Consider the following 19,345-nt stretch of genomic DNA (forward strand, 5'->3'; position numbering starts at 1 on the left):
GTTGGAGCAATTAAGAAAAATAGATTAATGATGATAAAACCGTAATAAAAAAATTTCACAAAGTTAAATATTGAAATGTCTAGTGTGTTCTTTGTAAATAATAATAAAAAAAATAAGAATATAATTGAAAAGGTGAATAGCGGATTTTTGATTAACACTTTTAAATAATATACAGATGATTTTAGCATAATAATGTGTGAAGTAAGTGCTTATAAAAGCTATTACTAACTCCTTTCTAGATTCATTATAAAATAGCTAACACTACTAGAGAAAGAAAGTCTCTAATAGTGTTAATTAAAAAACCTAACTCTATTATTTTCTGATTATACTAGTATCAGTCGGTAACATGCAGATCTGCACTAGCTGTTGAAGTATCACCCAACCAACGAACATAGTAAGACTGCCCGTCACCAGCACTATTTGTCGATACGGCAGTAAAAGAAGAAGTCGCTGAATTTGGATTTGTCAGGTTTGTTAAAGTTGCTACTGAACTATCTGGAAACCATTTAACTATTTTCATGGCATGTGCATCACCTGATCCTTTTGTAGCTGTACCTTTTAGGTATCTTGTTCCAGAACCTAAACTATAGTCACCTGAATCTGCGCTTGTACCAGTAAGGCTCTGGGTAGGTATAAAAGTTGCAGCACCTGCAGAAACAGAGGTAGATAGTATTAATCCAGATATACCTAAAGCTAGTAAATTTTTCTTCAATGACATTCAAACCACTCCCTTAAATTAGATGTTTTTTCTGTAACAATAGTATAATTTTAAAAATTAATATATGTATACCTATATTAATTGAATAAATTACCTATTAATTACCACAAAACTAGTTTACTATTTTTCCCTTTTTTGGTCAATGATTTTATTGTAAAAATTTGTTGATTAATGTAAAAAATATAAATATATGCAAATTTATGGTGTGTGATGTTCATATATTTATATTTTATTAGAGATAGATCTACTGCATTAAAGTAGAATCAAAAGCTACTGTGGTTTGGGGATGCCTAAATAATGTATTCGATCTAGTAATTGCTATTTCTCCCGATGAGATTAGCTTATGTTGCAAATGATTCAAGTAACGATGTAACAGTCATTGATACAAAAACACAAAATATCATTGATACTGTTTCATTACCAACCTGTGTAGATTTTCCAGTTGGAATGGCAATTAACTCTTATGGAAATTATGTATATATCAGTGAAGGTAACTAACACAGATAGAATAAAACACATAGTGTGATAGCGACGTGACTTTTGGAGTCGATACGAGGGATATAACAATCACCCCTGACTAATCGAATTGAATAAGAGACTTCTTATAACCACTATTATGTGAACTAGAAAATGATGGTTGGTGATGTCATATATCGACAATTAAGTGTTTTGCAACTATTTATCACCTCCGTTGCTTTTATCTCTCATTTGTTCGAATACAGCTATAAAGCATGCAGAGAAAGGCACACCGAGCTTTGATAAATTTTCTATTATCCTTCAGTACCGATTAAGAACATCAATATGGCATTTCTCATAAAGCTTGATTCATTACCAGTTATAATTTCTACTTAAATACCCGCGAAGATTAATGACAGCATACTTGCTTTTTTTAGTAGTCCTTTAAAAGCCGATTTTGAAGATGTAGTCTTATCTCCAACGCTTGCTGCAGTTCCAATCCAATAATCTACTATCATCAATAAAGCTACAGTCTTTAGAAAATTAATTACTATTCCCATTAAAAAAGCGAGACTTGCAAAAGCTCCACCAGTGACGAATGTATATAAAGTATCTGTATTTTGTTTCATATTTTTCCCCTTTCCAAACGAGTAGAGGGAAAATAAGGACATTATTTTCGCCCCTCTCACAACACCGTACGTACGGATCTTGTATACGGCGTTTCATTTTACTTTCAGATAATGTTCTAAAGCAGATGGTACTCCCCTCTGCTTTAACCTTTTATTTGAGATTGCTCTTTGAACAACTTTCGATAATCCTATATAACGGTATCCTTTACGACAGAAAGTTAATTTCCTGGGTATCTTCCATTGCTTCCAGATGATTACCCTTATTCTTGAGAGTAGCTTCTCATCGATTCGTTTCAAAACTACTTTCATATTTGCGATTCTAAAGAGCTCACCCATCCTACTATGACTAGTTTCAGTTTCTCAGTTCGGTAGTCTAACTGGATACTCCAATTTCGCTTTGTCAGTTTTCTCAGTTTCCTTTGGAATTTCTGAACTGAATTTGTGTGAGGTTTTACGTGATATCTCTTGTTTTTAGTTTTGTAATAGTACCCAAATCCTAAGAATTTCAGTTCTTTTGGGCGAGATATTTTACTCTTTTCGGCATTGACTATCAACCCTAGTTTCTCTTCTATAAATCCCACGATTGATTTCATTACTCGATTAGCTGCTTTCTCGCTCTTCACAAAGATAAGATTGTCATCAGCGTACCTCACGAATCGTAATCCTCTATTTTCTAGTTCCTTATCTAGTTCGTTCAACATAATGTTACTTAAAAGAGGACTTAGATTGCCTCCTTGCGGAGTCCCGACTGGTGTTTCTTCACATCTACCATTCACCATAACCCCACTAACTAAGTATTTTCTTATTAGTGAGATAACATCTTCATCGTCTATTGTGTTAGATATAATTCGCATGAGCTTATCTTGGTGGACTGTGTCGAAAAATCATCAACCTAATTGTGCTGAAAGAGCTTCTTTGAAGTAAATATAAAATTTATAAAAGAAGAGGTTAAATTGTACCTGTTTATACGAAAGTTGATCTTCCACGATATGGCCCAATAGTTAAATACCAACATGTTATTTTTAACATAAAAACACCCTTTGAAAATGCATATCCAAAGGGGTAAATAGGTTTACCTTTTTTTAAAACGGTATAACTTTTTTCAAAACAGTACATCTTTCTTATAAACGGTACATCTTTGCTTAAAAGTCACATCATCTTAAACCTATTATAATTTCTTAAAAAGTATTGACTTATATTAGCTGGTATAGTTGAAGAACCGGAGGATTTATTAACCTTGAAATGTATAAGGAGAAGAGGCTTTTAGTAAGCTATCCACTCCATAAGGATGATAAGGCATTAATTCATTAGCCCTTTGTACGTCTACCCACTCAATTTCTGAAATTTCGTCTCTATCTATAATTGAAATTTCTCCCTCGATGATTTTTGCTTTAAATGTTATAAATAAAGCGTGATGTCCCTTTTCTTTAAAAAAAGCTTCATTGACAGCTATAACCTCAGCAACTTCAATTGTTAAACTTGTTTCTTCCTTAACCTCTCGAACAACTGCTTGTTCTAAAGTTTCCCCTTGTTCCACTGCACCACCAGGAAGAGACCAACCTCCACCCTTATTATTAACCATAAGGATTTTGTTCTCATCCTTCTTATAAATAAAAGCATATGCTACATTTACTCTATTCATTTATTACACACTCCTATCTATTTATTTCAGGATTAATTCCCATATAACAGAATATTCTGTAATTTTCTTGCCCCGTTTGCTTAACTAATTATTTCAAAGACAGCTAGTTTAGACAATCAAAAAATATAAAATAGACACAATTCTTATTCCTGAAATGCGGCCGATAGTCGAAAGCTTGAATTCGAGATAACTTGTAATATATTCTTCGATTTAAGCCCCCTTTACCTTAAGTACAATACTTCACAAACTCTACATTTTAGTTATCTTCATAGACTTTATACCAATGGTATGGTTGTATTTCCTTCAACATTTTATATTCCAGTTTTCCATTCGGATTGGTTATAGCTGCCTTTACATTTTCTCCCCAGTAAAATAATCTTTCTTGGCAGATACCACAAGGAGTTAAAATTTTAAATTCGGCATCTTCATCTTCTCGCACAACACAAATAGTGTGTGTGACCTTTGCATTTAATTTATGTGCTTCAAGAATTGCACCAGTTTCAATACACAATTCTGTTGAAGCATTGATAACTTCTGGTGAAACACTGGTTAAGATTTGACCATCTTCAGTGTACATCGCCGCAGCTCCTCCCCAACCAGAAGGATACCTTTTTTCTATTAACTCAATCGCTGACTGATAAATCCTCTCTTCGATACCCAATTTTATCCCCCTATTTCATCATTAAAAATAATACTACTTTTTTGAGAACCACTGTTCTATTAACCTGAAAAATCCCTACTAATTATTTCAAAATTATCTATATTCCACAAGGTTTTTTATTCCATAACACCCATTCATAAAGAAAGGGGCTTTTCTATTACAGAGATTTTTGCCTCTGATTCAGTTCTTTTAAGTTATTATCTCGATTTCAAGTCTTCCACAATCTTGCCCAAATCATAAATACAGGTGCATCTCTTAGAGAAATGCGCCATATCGTATTATAAGATTCGCAAATTAGTCCATTCTTAATAGACTTATCCTTAAGGTACTCAGGATCGCCTTAACTATATTCTTGCGCCATATTGCTGAAGATCATAATTTTGAAATTAGACTGCTCTGTTATTTAAATAACAGTACCTTACCGAAGAATTACTGTTGGGGTTACTACAACATAGTGTATTTATAATGTATCTGATGAAAGGGATAATCAGTCTTACACATTAACCCCAAACAATACAGTTTGTGATCACCCACCACTCGGCTGTCATATGTATCGTCTATCAATTTTGGATAATGGAACTGGTGCATCGCTAGTAACTATTGGCAATAGTTGTAGATGCATAAACGTCACTACCTTTCAAAAAGGTGAGCAAAGTAAATAAGCATTCAGTATTAAACATAGTAAATACACTTTATACTATGTCTTCTTCACTCTTTAGTGTGTACAAAAATAAATTAATTTGATAATCATAAATGTTCAATGGTGTTAAAAAAACAGAAAATGAGAATAGGTATGATGGGTTTTAATAAGAGTTTAAATAATTTAATAAAAATGGATATTTTATTGGATTCACAAATAACTATATCCCTAATATTACTCTTGAGGGCTCTGATAATGTTATTCTCACTATTATTCATGATTATTTTAATCACCTGAATCTCCCATATAAAAAGAGCATATAAAACTCCCACATGCTCCTTTATCTTTTTCAATTATTAATAAAATCCTTATTGTCATAGGTTGAATATGTATCATTGTTTGACAACCACTCTTGAATCCCAAGAATAGTATAGTAATTATCATCATCTGTACGTATGAATGGAATCCCACTGCCTAAAAGAACTTGATTTAAATCTATTCCATCAAATTCACTTATGGTAATCCCCATATACTCAGCTATTTCTGATTTACTATATAATCTCATTTCTATCTTACTGTTTTCACTTACTGAATTGACTGAACTAACTGAATTAGATTTTGCCATGTCTGATAAAGAATTGGAGATAAATAATGAACTGACTAAGATAGATATTGCTAGAATAATAATTGATATCCCAGTAAAATTTATTTTCATACTCCCGCCTCCCTTCGAACAAGCATGTAAATTCCTCTTCTTTGTATGATTATACACTATTAAGAATAATCCAATCGACAATTTAAGTACTCTTATTCTCTTAGACTACTGACACTTAGACTTAAAATTGTCATTTTATTTTAATTTACAGAGACTTCGTTGGGAAATTTTATTATATAATAGCGCCAAATCGTATTATAAGATTCGCAAATTACCTGGTGCTCATTCTTAATAGACTTATCCTTAAGGTACTCAGGATCGCCTTTACTTATTCTTGCGCCATTTCGTATTATGAGGTCAGCCAGTAACATTTCTGGTTGACCTTTTTAATAGGTATTACTCATAAGGTAGTAGGGATAGCCTTAACTACATTCTTGCGCCATATTGTGGAATAATCCAATGAGTTGTCTCAAATCATATCTTGTCACTAATTCCCTAACCTTTAGTAATAAGATTTAAGAAATTCAATTATCTCATTGTTTAATTTGTCCAAATAGTCTTCAGAAGGAAAATGCCCCATATCAAATGTTTTGAATGATATTAAGTTGGGGATGATTTCTTTAGTTACCTCTTCTAATCTACTTTCGGGAAAGAAAATGTCCTTTTTCCCTACTATAGTTAATGTAGGAGAACTGTATTTTAGTAGTTCATTTTTCTCAGTTAATTTTGGCATTTCTTGTTCAAGCTTTACATACTTAAAAACATCACCTATTATTTTTTTGTCAAGTTCCTTCATAGAATCGGAAGACATAATTTTTGTGATTTTATTAAGATACTTATCAGATGATGTCACATTAAATAAAATTAACGGAATTAAGATATCCTTAATCATACTAAGTTTAGAACCTAGCTGTATTCCTGCCGGTGAAACTAAGATAGAGCAATCTATTTTTTCCGGCATAAATGTGGCTAACCTCAATATAATACCTGCTCCATATGATGGACCTATAAATGCACTACTCTCTATATTTAAGTAATCCATCATTTCTTTTATCCAAAGAGCAAAACTGTTATCCTTTGCAGAAATTCTATTTTCATCACTATATCCTGGATGACCTATTGTATCTGGAGCATATACTCTGTACTTGCTTGTTAATTGTATTGTCATAGGATTAAACACAGTTACCTCCTTGAAAGATAAACAGGGGCTTTCCTTCAGCTGGACCTGATACGAGAATGTGGGTTTTACCAAAACTAGTGTCTATATACATTCGTTTTACATTAAATTTCAGTGTATGTAAATAATTTTCATAATGCTTTTGAATGTATTGTTTACCTTCTTCACTTTTATAAATTGTATTACTCCTCATAATAGCCCCCAATTTTTTAAACTACGTCAGAACTAGTTTAATTAAATGTGTTTCAACAACTTAATACCAATTATTTCAAATTAAATTAGTATAGACAACCATTTATTTTACAAAGAAAAAAAGCCTCTCCTCAAGAAAGGCGCCAGATTGTTTAAGATCTCTAATCTATTGACTTGGGATCAACTTCTACTTTCGGATAGCCGTACACATGACCAGCATTTGTATTGAAATACCCTGGAACGTCTTTCAGTGTAAATTCAAGTAAGTGATTTTCTGTAAATGTTTCAGCTGTCATATAGCCATAATCTACTTTTGCTCCTTCTCCTTTTAACGCTGCATCTAAAATCCATGTATAAGTTAAATTTAGTAGATTGCTATGAAAGCCGTAAATCACAATTGCCTTTTCATGGTCATAGCGTACTCCCGATTCAGAAGTTGCATTATAAGTAAACCACATTTCTCTTAAGGTTTTGTCAGACAGACTAAACTCTCCCTCATCCTCATAGGATACATACACATAGTCTTTTCCAACATTATATGTCAAATCATCAAACCAAGCATAAGCTACCACATCTCCCCTTAGTATGGTTCCTTTTATAGAAACTAAATTGGGTATATATATGTTAGGATAGAAAAAAGACTATGGAGAATCATATATATTTAAATTAATAATTTAAATATGTATTTTAATCTTTTTGTTACCAATTATGGGGGAAGTTAAATGATAGAAGGAAAGTTTTTGAAAGATGTAAAAACATTGGTGAAAATGCACTCTAAAGGTTTCCTTGGTGGAGAATTAATGCCTGAAGACGTTTTAGTTGATGTTGTAGTAGAAGAGGAATTACAAGATGTTTTAACATTAGCTATGGCTTTAAATTATCAAAGGAATTCTTATAAACTGTGGGAATCTGTAGTAAAAGCATATCAAAATGATGAAACAAAATGGATTTTTAATCTACGAGTTGTTGCTAATAGTAACATAGATGATTTACGAGAGGCATTGCTTTTTCATCGTGTAGGATTACAACCTAATCGGCATCCAGAGATTTGGCAACGTGTAGCAAAGGGAATTGTAAACTCTTCAGAAAAAGGTAATGTACAAGGTCTTATAGAATCTGTGGGATTTGATATCCTTCCTCTGAAAGAGCTCATGCAGAAAACTCGTAAATCTGATTTCCCTTATCTATCCGGTCCTAAAATTTTCAACTACTGGCTTTATGTTTTGGAGAATTATACAGGTGTTTCTTGGAGTTCTCGTGAACTTATTACAATTGCACCAGATACTCACATATTAAAAGCTACTGTTAAATTAGGATTATGTTCGGAAGAAGTATTAACTGGTAATTATACTGATAGAAAACTAGTGTCAAATGCTTGGGAAGTGGCACTTAAAGGCACAGGATTAGCACCAATAGATGTACATACCCCATTATGGTTATGGTCTAGGGCTGGGTTTCCTTCACTCATAGAATCTTAAAGCTAAAAGCAGTAGAAGTCTTTTTCAATCACGGTACATTAGTGGAATAAGTATCATAAAAAGTCGATCCCTTAGCGTTAGCGTACAGGTATCGGTTTTTTTATGATAAAAATAGGCTTAGCGTACAAAATTTCCGAAATGTTGGCGATACCCCCTTTAGTTCTATTAATGTAAAATCCTCAAAACTATTTTTCTAATATATGTATACAAATAATATAGTTTCTGTAGTGATTAAATAAAATAATATACTTTTTAAATGGACTACATGTTATACGTGTAAAATTATTGATTGGAAAATACTTTGTGGGGCTTATGTACTTTGTCCTCTTATTATAAATATGAAGCGCTCCAATCACCCCCTAGTCAATTTTCTTAAATCTTAACACAGATATAATAACCATTAATCAGCCTTTTCTACTATAAACACTTCACCCAACCCAAACAATAACATAGTGAAATTGACTCATTATTTAAAATTATTACAATTTACTCAAAAAAGTTGCGACCAAAAATGAACTTATTCGTCTTATATGTACAATTTAATTTAAGGAGGAGATTTAAATGATAAGCTAACTAGAAATGCGAGCTACCTTTATTTTCACTTCAGGTTATCAAAATGTTTAAGTCAACAGATAGAAAGATTTTTGTATCCAATCAAATATACTAAAACATGAGGTGTTAATTATGAAGAGAATAATTAAATTACTAATTTTGCTATTAGCTGTAATAATTACATTCAACCCGGCAAATTCATATGCGAATCAAACTGCACTAGAAAAAAATAATAAAGATAGTGATGATGATATTTTCGTAGAGCAAATAATCCTTACAAAAGATGACATTAAAAAGTACAGAAAAGATAATAAAATAAAGTTTAATCCTCAAGATTTACAAAATAATGAAGAATACCTAACTAATAAAACTATTGAAATTGAACTAGATCACGATAAGATTGAAGAAGCAAAAACTGTTGCACTTTCTAATGGTTATGATTGGGAATTAGGTTCTATTTCAATAGAAAGAAAATTTGTAGATAAGAATGGGGAAAAATTAAAAATAAAAGATTTTAAGAAACTTAAAAAAGAAAAAATATATATAGTAGATCCCTCTAAAGACGATAAAAATATGGATACTAGTTCATTAATCTATGCAGCAGGAACGGAAATAGGAGATTATCGCACTGAGTATTACACTTATGTTACATCAAGTATCATAAGTTATAATATTACAGACCCAAACAAAACAACAAGAAACAGAAGGCATTATATTTTTGCACAGCATAACTTTGGCGATGAGCATCATCAAGGTGGTGCAGTCGATACCAATGATTCTGATGGGGATCCTGATGTGGCTATCTTAGCATGGTCAATAGGTCCACAAAATAATGATAGTGAAAGATTTATAGATGCTACATATGAAAATGTAGATGGTTCTTTCACTGAAACTAAAGATGAAAGTGATTTGGACAAAAATGCTGATGGTACTGATACAAATTCAATTGCATATAACATTGATGAAGTTTATATGTATGCACCTGCTAGGTACGCATATATTAAACTTGTTAATATGGCAGTTTATACTGGATGGTATGATAAAGGACAGTTTGGAGAGGACGGAAAAACTGAGACAGTCTACGCTCATGGTTTTAAAAGTGATTCACTATCAGTATCGGTAAGTGTAAGCCCACCAAAAGGTGTTGCAATTGGTGTAACACCTACAAGCTCCTCTAGAGTTGAGAAAGCTAAGGCATACTGCCTTTTAGAGACAGAGTAATATAATTTATTATGAGTAAACTCAACATGGCAGGAAACGGAGTGCTTCCTGCCTATTAAAAAGATTCACTATAAACTCAACTTGTTTTTTGCTAGATTCCTTCCCAAATAACAGAAATATACACCCTCTGTCAATCACATGGTGTGGTCAGGGAGTGTATATTTGATCAAAAATTCTGTAATACATATAATTCTAAATACTGTCTATTATTCTAATGGCTCTTTGTGTGATTGTTCCTTTTTGATCTATATAAATAATATCTAATAATACTTGTGTGAATTTCGCTCTTTTTAATAAGCCTCGCATTCCAAGCATCACCTTTAATTACATTATAAGCGATTACATATTCTAATACAATGAATTAATCGAACGTATTTTCGTATATACTATTGTAAAGGAGTGATACGTTTGAAGGACAGAGGAATAGTTTAAGATGATGAAAGAAGCTAAGGCTGATTATTATAAGGTGCAAAAGTTTGTATTAGATGAGCATGAAATAGAGGAAATTAACACTATAATCCTAGAAACTATGGAGTTTACACAAGAAGTAACAATGACGTATTTTGAGGATGGTGCGTTTAAACCGTGCATGGGATATATTCATTTTGTAGATCAGCTCAATAAACATATCAGAGTAATGGATAAATTTGAGGAAGTTCACAGAATTAAATTTGAGGATATTATAAACATACAAATAATATAACAGCTCCACATGCTCTGCAGGGCTGTTTTTTCGTGGTCGTCATTCGTGATGTATTTTATATTATTCAAGAGTTGTTTTTTGTATTCGTTTTTTAAAGACCAGCTATGGTTTATAGGATTAAGAAATATTATTTCACTTAATGTTATCTACATTTTTCAATTCCTTTTTCCACTTTTTCACTTGTAATAATGTATTGTTTTCTAACTATTATTAGGTCTAGGATAACGGCATATTCCTGTAACAAGTTAGATGTAGTTCATCACCTGAATTGAATGAATGGAAATAGACCAAAGTAAGAAAATGTCCCCCTCACCCCCACCTTGATTCACGCTAATTTAGATTTAAGTGGGGGCTGTTAATTAACAAATAACTCCAACCTTCTATTAGAGAATTATATAATTGTAGAAAAGTTCCACTTTTTCATTCTGAAGAAATGGAACTAATCGTCTCACTAATCATTGGTTGAATTAACTGATCTAATAAACTAGTACAAGTTAACCCTAACTCACCCCAAGAATTTATTACAAACGATTTTCATCTCATCTAATAGTTTCTTACTCGTAATTGATATTTCCCTCCAATATTACCTGCTTGAGTATAAACCTTTATTTTATATAGACCTGAACCATATTTACTTAGATCAGCTGCAAATAACCTCTCTTGAGTATCTGCAGTTATAGATTCTCCAACCAACCTTCCATCAGGAGCATAAACTTTATATTTATAGTTGTAACTACCATGTAGATTATTTAAATAAAAATTGCATTCTGATCCTACAGTGACATCTATATTTACGTAATGTAAAGCCGAGCTGCCATTAAGTGTTTCTTCCGTACTAAATACAGCTTCAGCCATTTCCTCCACAGGAGCAGACGCACTTCCTGAATTCTTTAAGTTTTCTTCAAACTGTGAGGCTAACAATATACCGACAATACAAAGTGCAGTAGCCACTCCAGCCATAGGGAGTAGTTTAAATATTAGTTTGTCCTTTTTGCTTTCTTTATTAATAGTCTTCTCTATTTTTTGTCTTAACTCTAATTGTTTTTGTGAATCCCAATGTATGTTTTTATCCAGATTTTTAAACTGATTAAACTGATATTGTTTAGGATAATTTCTCATATACAAACCCTCCTTCCGTTAATTCTTTATGCAATGCCTTCAGTGCTCTAGATAAGGTTGACTTAACCTTGCTGTCAGACCATCCTAAAATTTCACCAGTTTCTTTTATGGATAATTCTTCTATTTTTCTAAGAACAATAACTTCGCGGTAAGTGGGTTTTAGTTTGCGTAGAGCATTATACAATTCTTTAAAATTTTCATTAATGATCATAATGCTTTCTGTTGAAGGGGTAACCTCTTTTTCACGTACATGTAATTTAAGATGTTCAAGGATATTAAATTTGTTTCTCCTTATATAATCGATGGTTGTGTTATGCGCAACTTGAAAAATCCACGTTTCTATTTTTTCCTTATTATTAATTTTGTGCAATGAGTTACTTACTTTAAGAAACGTATCATGTGTCAAGTCTTCAGCTTTATGATAATCATTAGTGATCATATAAATAAACTTTAAAACTCGATTACTATAAACATCGTATAAATGAAGAACTTCATTAGTTTTATCTTCTACAAACATTGTATCGCCACCTTCTTTTCCACTAAAAACTATAATATCAGTGGTAATATATGGTCTGTTTTTCAATATCTACATTTATTCTATCTTTTTTTTCGGAAAAGTGCGACAAAAAATGATTTTATTCGTCTTACATATGTATTAAAAAAATTTAGGAGGGGTAAATATGATTCAATCAGTAGTAAGATCAGGAAAGAAAACACTCTTAATTTTTGTAGGTTTGCTGTTAATGGTAATGACAATGTTTTCTGGGACAAGTTTTGCAGCATCACAAGGTGCTGTAAAAGTCATTACCAATAACAAAAGTTATACAGGAATTACGGCTGACATCAAGCTTTCTAGTAATGTTGATGTCAATACAGGTTATGTTAACTGGTATTTAGGTATAGGTGCAGCTAAGGTTGAGGCAGGAATTTCAAGAACTCCAATTGGGTATAAAGTCTTCCTTAACACGGGTTGGAAAGAATCTGGAGAACAAGATGAATATTGGATTTCTTCATATGATTCATCTATTGAAGATGGAGATACAGTGAATTTGAAATTGGTTAACAATGGAGACGATACTATTACTATGTATGTGAATGGTGAGGTATATGTGAATGAGGATGGTGTAAGATACGAAGAACGTCCTATTTATGATGGTTTAGCTCAATATGAACAAGTGAAGATGGTGATGGGCGTTGAAGATGATGGGAGTAATTCTTTCAGCGAAGCTAGTTTCTCTAATGTCCAACTAAGAGCAAATGCATCAGGCTCTATTTATAAAAAATGGGATAGTTCAATTTCTTCAGAATTCAGTAGATATTCATCCTATGGTGATGATTTCAACGTATCCTCACAAGTACCTTTAAGTGCTAGTTTGCGCTAACACCTATAGCTATCTATTAAAAAGGGATTAAAATTATCAATGTCTAGATGTCCAAAATACTTTAATATTTATTTGAAAGGTGGAAATTTATATGAAATCGAAAAAAAATTCCAGTTTTAAGATTGCGATATCTACTTTTTTAGGTCTTACACTTTTCTCAACTTCTGCATTTGCTTGGTCAAATAGTAATAATAATGACTATTGGTTTCCATATACAGGGTCATTTTCTGTTTCAAAAGATATAAGCAGCACAACGATTCCAACGATTGATGCTGATTTAAACTTTAAGTTTAATACAAGTCAAGCTAATCTAATACATGCAAATATCAGTTATTATCCTACATTTGATGTACGGGATGATTCTAAAGGTGCTTTTGATGGTAATTTTATTACTACTAATTTACCAGACCCAAAATATGATTATGAAGATGATAATGATGATGGTTTTGACGATGAGCTGGAGGTTATTGTAAAATCACAATGGGATGTTGAAGCAAATAAATCTTATTATGTTGATACTGGTTGGATAGCCTATTCTGAAATAAATGATCCCGCATTAATATCCTATGCTTCTGTTAGTGTTGCTCCGTTTTTCCCCGGAGGGGATTACAACACCGTTGCAGGCACATCAAAATATTTAGGTGGGGTTAAGTGGAGTCAGATGAGTACAAATAAAGTCAGTGTCTTATCTCCTGCCAAAAACAACAGTAGAGTTGATTTTAACGCTGTTAACAATAGCGAAAGCATTATGAATTTTTCATCACTAAAAAAACAAGATTCCGAATACCCTGAAATTAACTCTAAAGATAGTTTAGGCAAATACAAAACTAAATCCCATGGTTTGATAAAAGAACTAAAAAATAATGAAGAGTATTCTTTTGTTATTACTCTTGATCAACCTATTAGTATAGAGGATTTCTATGACTTAAGTGATAGTTATGATATAGAAATTACTCAATTAAATGCCAGAGCAATAGATCAAAACGATGATAAAGTAACTATTGGAACAAATAAAATTGAAGATGACGTTTTAAATCAGATTAAAGAAAATGAGTCTTACGATTTTAGTGGTATTGTCGAGATGAAGGGAATAGGTACAGGAAAGTATTTAAAAGATTTATTGAAAGATGAAAGAGTTTTTATAGTAGAAGTAGAAAGTGAAGGTAACGAAACATTTGGTTTATATTGGAATCATGAGAAGTTTAATTTAAAATAAGAAATGAATTTTAGATTAGCCAAACATAATGGCTGGGACATAAGTTGAAACCTAACTGATTTTTATACAATACGCAAAAATAAAACCGCATGAAATCAAGGTTTATAAATTTGATTTCGTGCGGTTTCTTCATTTTAATTGGGTTTTGTCCCAGTCTCAATAAAATTGGAAATTCCCATCCGATTTATAAAATATGTACTCCCTAACCTTTTAGTGTAGGCTAGGGAGTTCGTGATAGTCAATCGTGGTGTCCTTTATATTATGCAACTGTTATTTTTTGTATACGTTATTTCAACGCTCGATCAACAATAACAGTATTTAAAAATATTGCTTCATCTAGAGTAATTTCTTTCTTTTTAGTTTTTTCTACCCATTCATTGCTTTTTAAAATGTTTCGGTCATATGCGTTTTGGTAGGCTGCTTGTAAATCCTATACTCCATTGGTCCAGGTTAAACATCTTTCCGTTCATAACAGCTTTTGTTATAAGTTCTTCAGGGGCTTTCTACCTCGTAGCAAAGCTTCATATCCTATTATACGGTGTGTTTTAAGTCAATTATCGGTTGGTATACGTTATATAATGCTAGGGATTTAAACATTATTATCTTTCCTTTCTCCTTATGTCATTTGGTAGAAAAAAAGACACAAAGCCCCTATAAGGATTTTGCGTCTTCCGCTACATTTCCGTATGCTATTAACCTTAATTCTATCACACTACTCAAAAAGAAGTGAAGCGTTTTTAGAAAATGTTAGCAAGGTAATCATCTTAAAAATATGATTATAATTTTCGATTATTCAGTTCGTTTTTTAATAGATCGATTACGAATTCCTGAAGGTTCTTCCCTCTTTTTTTAGACTGGTCTTCTAACGCACTAAGCATTTCTTCTGGAAAATAAAACGTCTTAGAAACAATACCAGTTCGTAAACTAATGATACCTTCCTGGTATTCAATGCTCCCGCTTTGTAAGTACATATTTAATAGAAGAAAGTCGTTTTCAGTACCGGTAAATTCCATTTGGCGACAACGAATCATATAGTCTCCCGCTTTTCTTTCGTATATCTGAAGGTTTTTCTCCCCTACTTGTTCGAGCATATGATATAAGGTTGTATATGTTTGATGTTCCATATGCCTTGGTATAGGCACAATAAATTCAATAAAGCCTCTTTTACGAATGTAAGGTACATCGTTCCATTTCGGCTGTTGTAAATCAATATCTTTAACACTTAAGATTTGGCCATCTTCTTTTAATAATTTAATCGGAGCGGTGTCAACAACTCGTACTAATTCTCCTTGATAGACAAATTTCTCAAATAAACGTACATTGTTTTTATATGCTTGTAGTTTCTTACCATAATTAGCACTTCTTTTAGTATGTATCCTAGCATCGAGGTCTTCTTTTAGTTTTATACAGGCTTCCTCTTCAAACTTTCGCACCTGTTGTTCTCCGATTTGAACGAGTTCACTTTCGATTATTCCTTGTCTAGTAAGAGAGTTTAAATACTGTGGGGTGATACCGACCATTTCTGCTGCTTGTTTGAGTGATAGTCTATTATCAGTGTGCAACTCTTTGAGTCTTTCAAATTCTTCTAATGTGAAGCGGTATCCCCCGTCTCTTCGATACGTATCTAGGTTGACAGGTCTTACTGTTCCTTGCTTAATAGCATACTGGATCTGTCGCTTTGTTCTTCCTAGTTTTGTTGCTAGTTCTTCAATGGATAAGTACAATTTTTCCCGCTCCTTTAGGTGATGAACAGTACGATGACTCCAAATGTTAAAGATGTAGCTCCATAGCTTAGTGTTATGATTGAGAATAACTTTTTAGCTTTGTTATTAGTGATTGAATCTAACTCGCTTAATGATGAGGCGTTTTTAATTAGTTTATGATGACGCTTCTCCAAATAAATGTGTACGATGGCTAGTAGTAAATAGATTAATAAAAGAACAGTTGCTAATGTTTCCATATATATTATACCTCTTTTCTAGGAATTTTGAATTGTAGAAATCAGTTTTGACCCTTAGGGATGCTTATCAACAACTTGGGTTGAGTCATACTGCAGCAAACCATTCTTTTGGGTCCCCGTTATACGATTTAGAGTCTCTATTTTCTATTTTTCCAATATGAATCACCTTTTTTTCATCATCAATAATGTAGAAGAGGCGAGCTCTTTTACATTTAACTCTTTTCACATCTCGATTCTTATTTAATGCTTGAAATTGTAAAGACACTGGACGTGGATTTGCTTGTAATACTTTTATCGATTTCTCTATTAAGTTCTTTTCTTTAGAATTAAACTTATTAAATTCTTTATTAACCCTTTTAGATGTAAATCTTATTTTATACATAACCAACTCTCCTTCTGAGATTAATTATTGCTACCTTTAAGGTGACCTGTTAAAGGCTCTCTTTTTATGTAGGTGGTAAATTAAGTTAATTTTATATTATCAGAATTGAACGTTAATCACAATAAATAAAATAGTAAAAAGTATTATTATTTTATTTATTGTAATTAAATATAGAATAATTATCAATTTTTCTATATTTGTTGTTTTGTGGTTTAGAATATTTAGAGTATAATAGTTTATGAAATGTAATAACTAAAATGTGGAAAATAGAGATTGGTTACGTTTCTTGATATAAATTACATAATTTGGATTTGAATGAAGTGGGGGAAACTAGGATGGAAGTTGTGAAAATTTCGAATCAAAATTTGGTGATAAATGAAAAAGATTGGTTAGATCAATCCCTGTATGTTCAAATAGCTAGACAAGGATTCAGAAATGTGAATTGGAGCGAAGTTCCTGATGAGGTTATGTTGTATCTATTTTTGCATGACGAACCAGCGCACGGGAGAGAACGTTCGAATCAAACCAAAAAAGAGTATTTTCGAGATATACGCGATTTATTAGCATTTGCATCTGAATTTGGTGGGATTCGTTATGTGAACCAGGATGACATCGAGGTATATCAGTCTAGGATTCATGAAAAATACAAAGCAACGTCTTTAAGAAGAAAGTCAGCTGTAATCAAACAATTTCTTCGTTATCTAAATGTAAGAGGAATGATTAATCAAGATTTATCATTAATGATGAAAAAAGTAGCTATCAAGAAAGAGGATCTCGTAAATCGTGATTTGTATGAACATGAAGTTAAACAGTTACTTGATTATTTTAAGAAAAAAGATTGGTTTGCTTACACATTGATTTTTATCTTAGTGAGCACTGGTTTACGTATTGCGGAGTTAGCGTCTGCGAATTGGTCCTCCCTAATGTACCATGAAAAATTGGACCGGTATTTCTTGACGGTCATTGGGAAAAGAAAAAAGGAACGTCCAGTGGTGATATTTAATGATGTATTAGAGGTAGTGAAAGAACTGAGGAGAAGAAAAGGATTAACAACAGAATTGAATCCTGAAGATGAAACAGCGTTCTTCCCTAAATCAAATGGTTCACACTACAATAGCAGCTATTTGAGTAATGAGTTCAGTCGATTAATCATGTCTACTGCAGATGTTCTACCGTTGGTAAAGCAACGATTGAAAAAGGAAGAAGATTATGAAAAACAAGGTAACTCAATTAAATTTCGCATCACAGCACATACTTGTCGTCACTTTACAGCAACTTATTATAGTGATCAAGATGGAATTGATGTGAAAGATGTACGTGACTTACTTGGCCATGAGTCAATCACAACCACGGAAACTTATTTACGTAGAAAAAGACGGTTGGAAGAACATGCGGGGGTTAAATTAGGTGAAAAATTCATGTGAAATTACTGTTGGATTTAAGAGGTACTTATGAGAACGCCATATGTTCACTGTCAGCCTTTTTATTTAATTTGATACTTGTAGCATTAGGCTTTGGTTGAAAATCTCTTAGAACAAAAAATAGGAGCCCGTTATTAAAAAAACTGCAAAAAAATCCAGCCAATTTCTCCTCGTTTATGGAAAAATTGGCTTTTCTATATCCTCAAATTTGTCAGATATATCTATTGAGGATTCCCACCCTGTTCTCCAAGCATCATTCTTAATAATATCAAGGACTTCTTCAATCAGTATATCAAGTTGAGCTGTAACTTGTTCCATTATCGTTTATATCCTTAGTATCAAGAGGATTATGCTCGTCTTTTCTTTGAGGAGAACTGTTTAGCTTATATGAAAACAAACTTTTATTATATTGTTCGGGTAATACGTCTGCATTTTTCAAGAATTTATAACAGAACTTAACTTCTAAATACATTTTTTCATGATTAATTTCTTCTAGTTGCTCTAAGACTGAATCAACATCATCAATGAGTCTTTTCCCCTGAATGTGTTTAAACTTTAAATCAATTTTCCCTTTATTATGTAACTCATAAAGGTTATCAATGGTCTTCTCTAAACCAATACGTGGGATGTATTTATATTGGAAGTAGACTACTATTAACACTGCTAAGCATGCAGTAGCAAGCTTTATAATTAACATTAAGCGTAAAAAGTATTCAATTTTTACACTATAGATATATTCACTTGCAAATAGTTCTCGGAAGAACAATAATAGATCACCGACCATTATTAATAGAAAGTAGGTCACTCCGAAATAAATGATAGTCTTTTTAAGGCTTGGGTGCATATTTTTAATCATTTTTATAAAATTTAAACAAGGTATCACAATAACCCGTTCTATTAGTAATTGATAGTCTTTAAATCTAAAATCCTGCTTCCTCTTTTTCCTTGACCATGCTTCGCTTAAAAGAAGTATCAGGAAGGGCATTGGCAGGAAAGTTGTTATTATTTGCACAAAATCAAAGCTGAATAGCGAACCTGTAATGATACTAATGACAATTGGTGAAATACCAATGATGGTTGCTACTACAAGGATTTTTTTAGTTACAACCCTTTCGTTCATTAAGGTATTTTTCTTTTTCAT

Annotated in this window: 23 protein-coding genes; 7 read left to right on the forward strand and 16 right to left on the reverse strand. The window is 32.3% G+C overall.

Features of this window, described 5'->3' with window-relative positions; translation table 11 throughout:
• Positions 1–334: 334 nt before the first annotated feature.
• On the reverse strand, positions 335–718 hold the full coding sequence (locus tag V1503_RS23940) for a hypothetical protein (RefSeq protein ID WP_214484801.1): 384 nt from the start codon (positions 716–718) through the stop codon (positions 335–337).
• 330 nt (positions 719–1,048) lie between these two features.
• Between V1503_RS23940 and V1503_RS23945 the strand changes: the two genes are divergently transcribed.
• Positions 1,049–1,216 (forward strand): YncE family protein, encoded by a 168-nt coding sequence (locus tag V1503_RS23945; RefSeq protein ID WP_214484800.1) that lies wholly within the window; start codon positions 1,049–1,051, stop codon positions 1,214–1,216.
• 350 nt (positions 1,217–1,566) lie between these two features.
• Here V1503_RS23945 and V1503_RS23950 read toward each other — a convergent pair whose 3' ends face one another.
• The 8 genes from V1503_RS23950 to V1503_RS23985 form a co-directional block, all read right to left on the reverse strand.
• Entirely contained in the window at positions 1,567–1,803 is a 237-nt protein-coding gene (locus V1503_RS23950; protein ID WP_410629671.1) for a phage holin family protein, read from the reverse strand.
• Positions 1,804–2,108: 305 nt separating this feature from the next.
• Positions 2,109–2,657, reverse strand: coding sequence for a reverse transcriptase domain-containing protein (locus tag V1503_RS23955; protein ID WP_410629673.1), 549 nt, complete (start codon positions 2,655–2,657; stop codon positions 2,109–2,111).
• 377 nt (positions 2,658–3,034) lie between these two features.
• Entirely contained in the window at positions 3,035–3,445 is a 411-nt protein-coding gene (locus V1503_RS23960) for an NUDIX hydrolase (RefSeq protein ID WP_410629675.1), read from the reverse strand.
• Between the two features lie 256 nt (positions 3,446–3,701).
• Positions 3,702–4,106, reverse strand: coding sequence for a cytidine deaminase (locus V1503_RS23965; RefSeq protein WP_410629676.1), 405 nt, complete (start codon positions 4,104–4,106; stop codon positions 3,702–3,704).
• A 989-nt stretch (positions 4,107–5,095) separates the two neighbouring features.
• On the reverse strand, positions 5,096–5,461 hold the full coding sequence (locus V1503_RS23970) for a hypothetical protein (protein ID WP_410629678.1): 366 nt from the start codon (positions 5,459–5,461) through the stop codon (positions 5,096–5,098).
• Between the two features lie 442 nt (positions 5,462–5,903).
• A complete protein-coding gene (locus V1503_RS23975) occupies positions 5,904–6,581 on the reverse strand; it encodes an alpha/beta fold hydrolase (protein ID WP_410629679.1) in 678 nt (225 codons plus the stop codon).
• A complete protein-coding gene (locus V1503_RS23980; protein WP_410629681.1) occupies positions 6,574–6,771 on the reverse strand; it encodes a hypothetical protein in 198 nt (65 codons plus the stop codon). The genes V1503_RS23975 and V1503_RS23980 overlap by 8 nt, the downstream gene beginning before the upstream one ends.
• A 160-nt stretch (positions 6,772–6,931) precedes the next feature.
• A complete protein-coding gene (locus V1503_RS23985) occupies positions 6,932–7,342 on the reverse strand; it encodes a hypothetical protein (protein WP_410629683.1) in 411 nt (136 codons plus the stop codon).
• A gap of 150 nt (positions 7,343–7,492) precedes the next feature.
• Here V1503_RS23985 and V1503_RS23990 point away from each other — a divergent pair, with 150 nt between their 5' ends.
• From V1503_RS23990 to V1503_RS24000, 3 genes are all read left to right on the forward strand, one after another.
• Positions 7,493–8,248, forward strand: a complete 756-nt coding sequence (locus V1503_RS23990) for a hypothetical protein (RefSeq protein WP_410629685.1) — start codon at positions 7,493–7,495, stop codon at positions 8,246–8,248.
• Positions 8,249–8,932: 684 nt separating this feature from the next.
• Complete coding sequence (locus V1503_RS23995) at positions 8,933–10,021, forward strand: hypothetical protein (RefSeq protein WP_410629687.1); 1,089 nt, start codon at positions 8,933–8,935, stop codon at positions 10,019–10,021.
• Positions 10,022–10,454: 433 nt separating this feature from the next.
• Positions 10,455–10,724 carry a YolD-like family protein gene (locus V1503_RS24000; RefSeq protein ID WP_410629689.1) on the forward strand — a complete coding sequence of 90 codons (270 nt, stop codon included), beginning with the start codon at positions 10,455–10,457 and terminating at the stop codon, positions 10,722–10,724.
• A 543-nt stretch (positions 10,725–11,267) separates the two neighbouring features.
• On the opposite strand, the gene V1503_RS24005 is transcribed toward V1503_RS24000, so the two are convergent.
• Both V1503_RS24005 and V1503_RS24010 read right to left on the reverse strand, forming a co-directional pair.
• Complete coding sequence (locus V1503_RS24005; protein WP_410629691.1) at positions 11,268–11,843, reverse strand: hypothetical protein; 576 nt, start codon at positions 11,841–11,843, stop codon at positions 11,268–11,270.
• Positions 11,827–12,360 (reverse strand): RNA polymerase sigma factor, encoded by a 534-nt coding sequence (locus V1503_RS24010; RefSeq protein ID WP_410629693.1) that lies wholly within the window; start codon positions 12,358–12,360, stop codon positions 11,827–11,829. Before V1503_RS24010 ends, V1503_RS24005 begins: the two co-directional genes overlap by 17 nt.
• Before the next feature lie 166 nt (positions 12,361–12,526).
• Here V1503_RS24010 and V1503_RS24015 point away from each other — a divergent pair, with 166 nt between their 5' ends.
• Together V1503_RS24015 and V1503_RS24020 are read left to right on the forward strand one after the other, a co-directional pair.
• On the forward strand, positions 12,527–13,225 hold the full coding sequence (locus tag V1503_RS24015) for a hypothetical protein (protein ID WP_410629950.1): 699 nt from the start codon (positions 12,527–12,529) through the stop codon (positions 13,223–13,225).
• 91 nt (positions 13,226–13,316) lie between these two features.
• Positions 13,317–14,441 (forward strand): hypothetical protein, encoded by a 1,125-nt coding sequence (locus V1503_RS24020; RefSeq protein ID WP_410629695.1) that lies wholly within the window; start codon positions 13,317–13,319, stop codon positions 14,439–14,441.
• A 776-nt stretch (positions 14,442–15,217) separates the two neighbouring features.
• Here the strand turns inward: V1503_RS24020 and V1503_RS24025 are convergent.
• The 3 genes from V1503_RS24025 to V1503_RS24035 all read right to left on the reverse strand — a co-directional run bounded on the left by V1503_RS24025 (position 15,218) and on the right by V1503_RS24035 (position 16,783).
• Positions 15,218–16,165, reverse strand: a complete 948-nt coding sequence (locus tag V1503_RS24025) for a helix-turn-helix domain-containing protein (RefSeq protein ID WP_410629697.1) — start codon at positions 16,163–16,165, stop codon at positions 15,218–15,220.
• A 14-nt stretch (positions 16,166–16,179) separates the two neighbouring features.
• The gene (locus V1503_RS24030; RefSeq protein ID WP_410629699.1) at positions 16,180–16,401 is read right to left on the reverse strand and encodes a hypothetical protein; all 222 of its coding nucleotides are present in this window, start codon (positions 16,399–16,401) and stop codon (positions 16,180–16,182) included.
• 85 nt (positions 16,402–16,486) lie between these two features.
• Positions 16,487–16,783: a hypothetical protein gene (locus tag V1503_RS24035; RefSeq protein WP_410629701.1), complete on the reverse strand. Its 297-nt coding sequence runs from the start codon at positions 16,781–16,783 to the stop codon at positions 16,487–16,489.
• Positions 16,784–17,118: 335 nt separating this feature from the next.
• On the opposite strand from V1503_RS24035, the gene V1503_RS24040 reads away from it, so the two are divergent.
• The gene (locus tag V1503_RS24040; protein ID WP_410629703.1) at positions 17,119–18,207 is read left to right on the forward strand and encodes a tyrosine-type recombinase/integrase; all 1,089 of its coding nucleotides are present in this window, start codon (positions 17,119–17,121) and stop codon (positions 18,205–18,207) included.
• Between the two features lie 171 nt (positions 18,208–18,378).
• Here V1503_RS24040 and V1503_RS24045 read toward each other — a convergent pair whose 3' ends face one another.
• Complete coding sequence (locus V1503_RS24045; RefSeq protein WP_410629704.1) at positions 18,379–18,522, reverse strand: hypothetical protein; 144 nt, start codon at positions 18,520–18,522, stop codon at positions 18,379–18,381.
• Complete coding sequence (locus V1503_RS24050; RefSeq protein WP_410629706.1) at positions 18,497–19,345, reverse strand: hypothetical protein; 849 nt, start codon at positions 19,343–19,345, stop codon at positions 18,497–18,499. The genes V1503_RS24045 and V1503_RS24050 overlap by 26 nt, the downstream gene beginning before the upstream one ends.

Source organism: Nanhaiella sioensis (assembly GCF_046557775.1).
Classification (GTDB): domain Bacteria; phylum Bacillota; class Bacilli; order Bacillales; family SM2101; genus Nanhaiella; species Nanhaiella sioensis.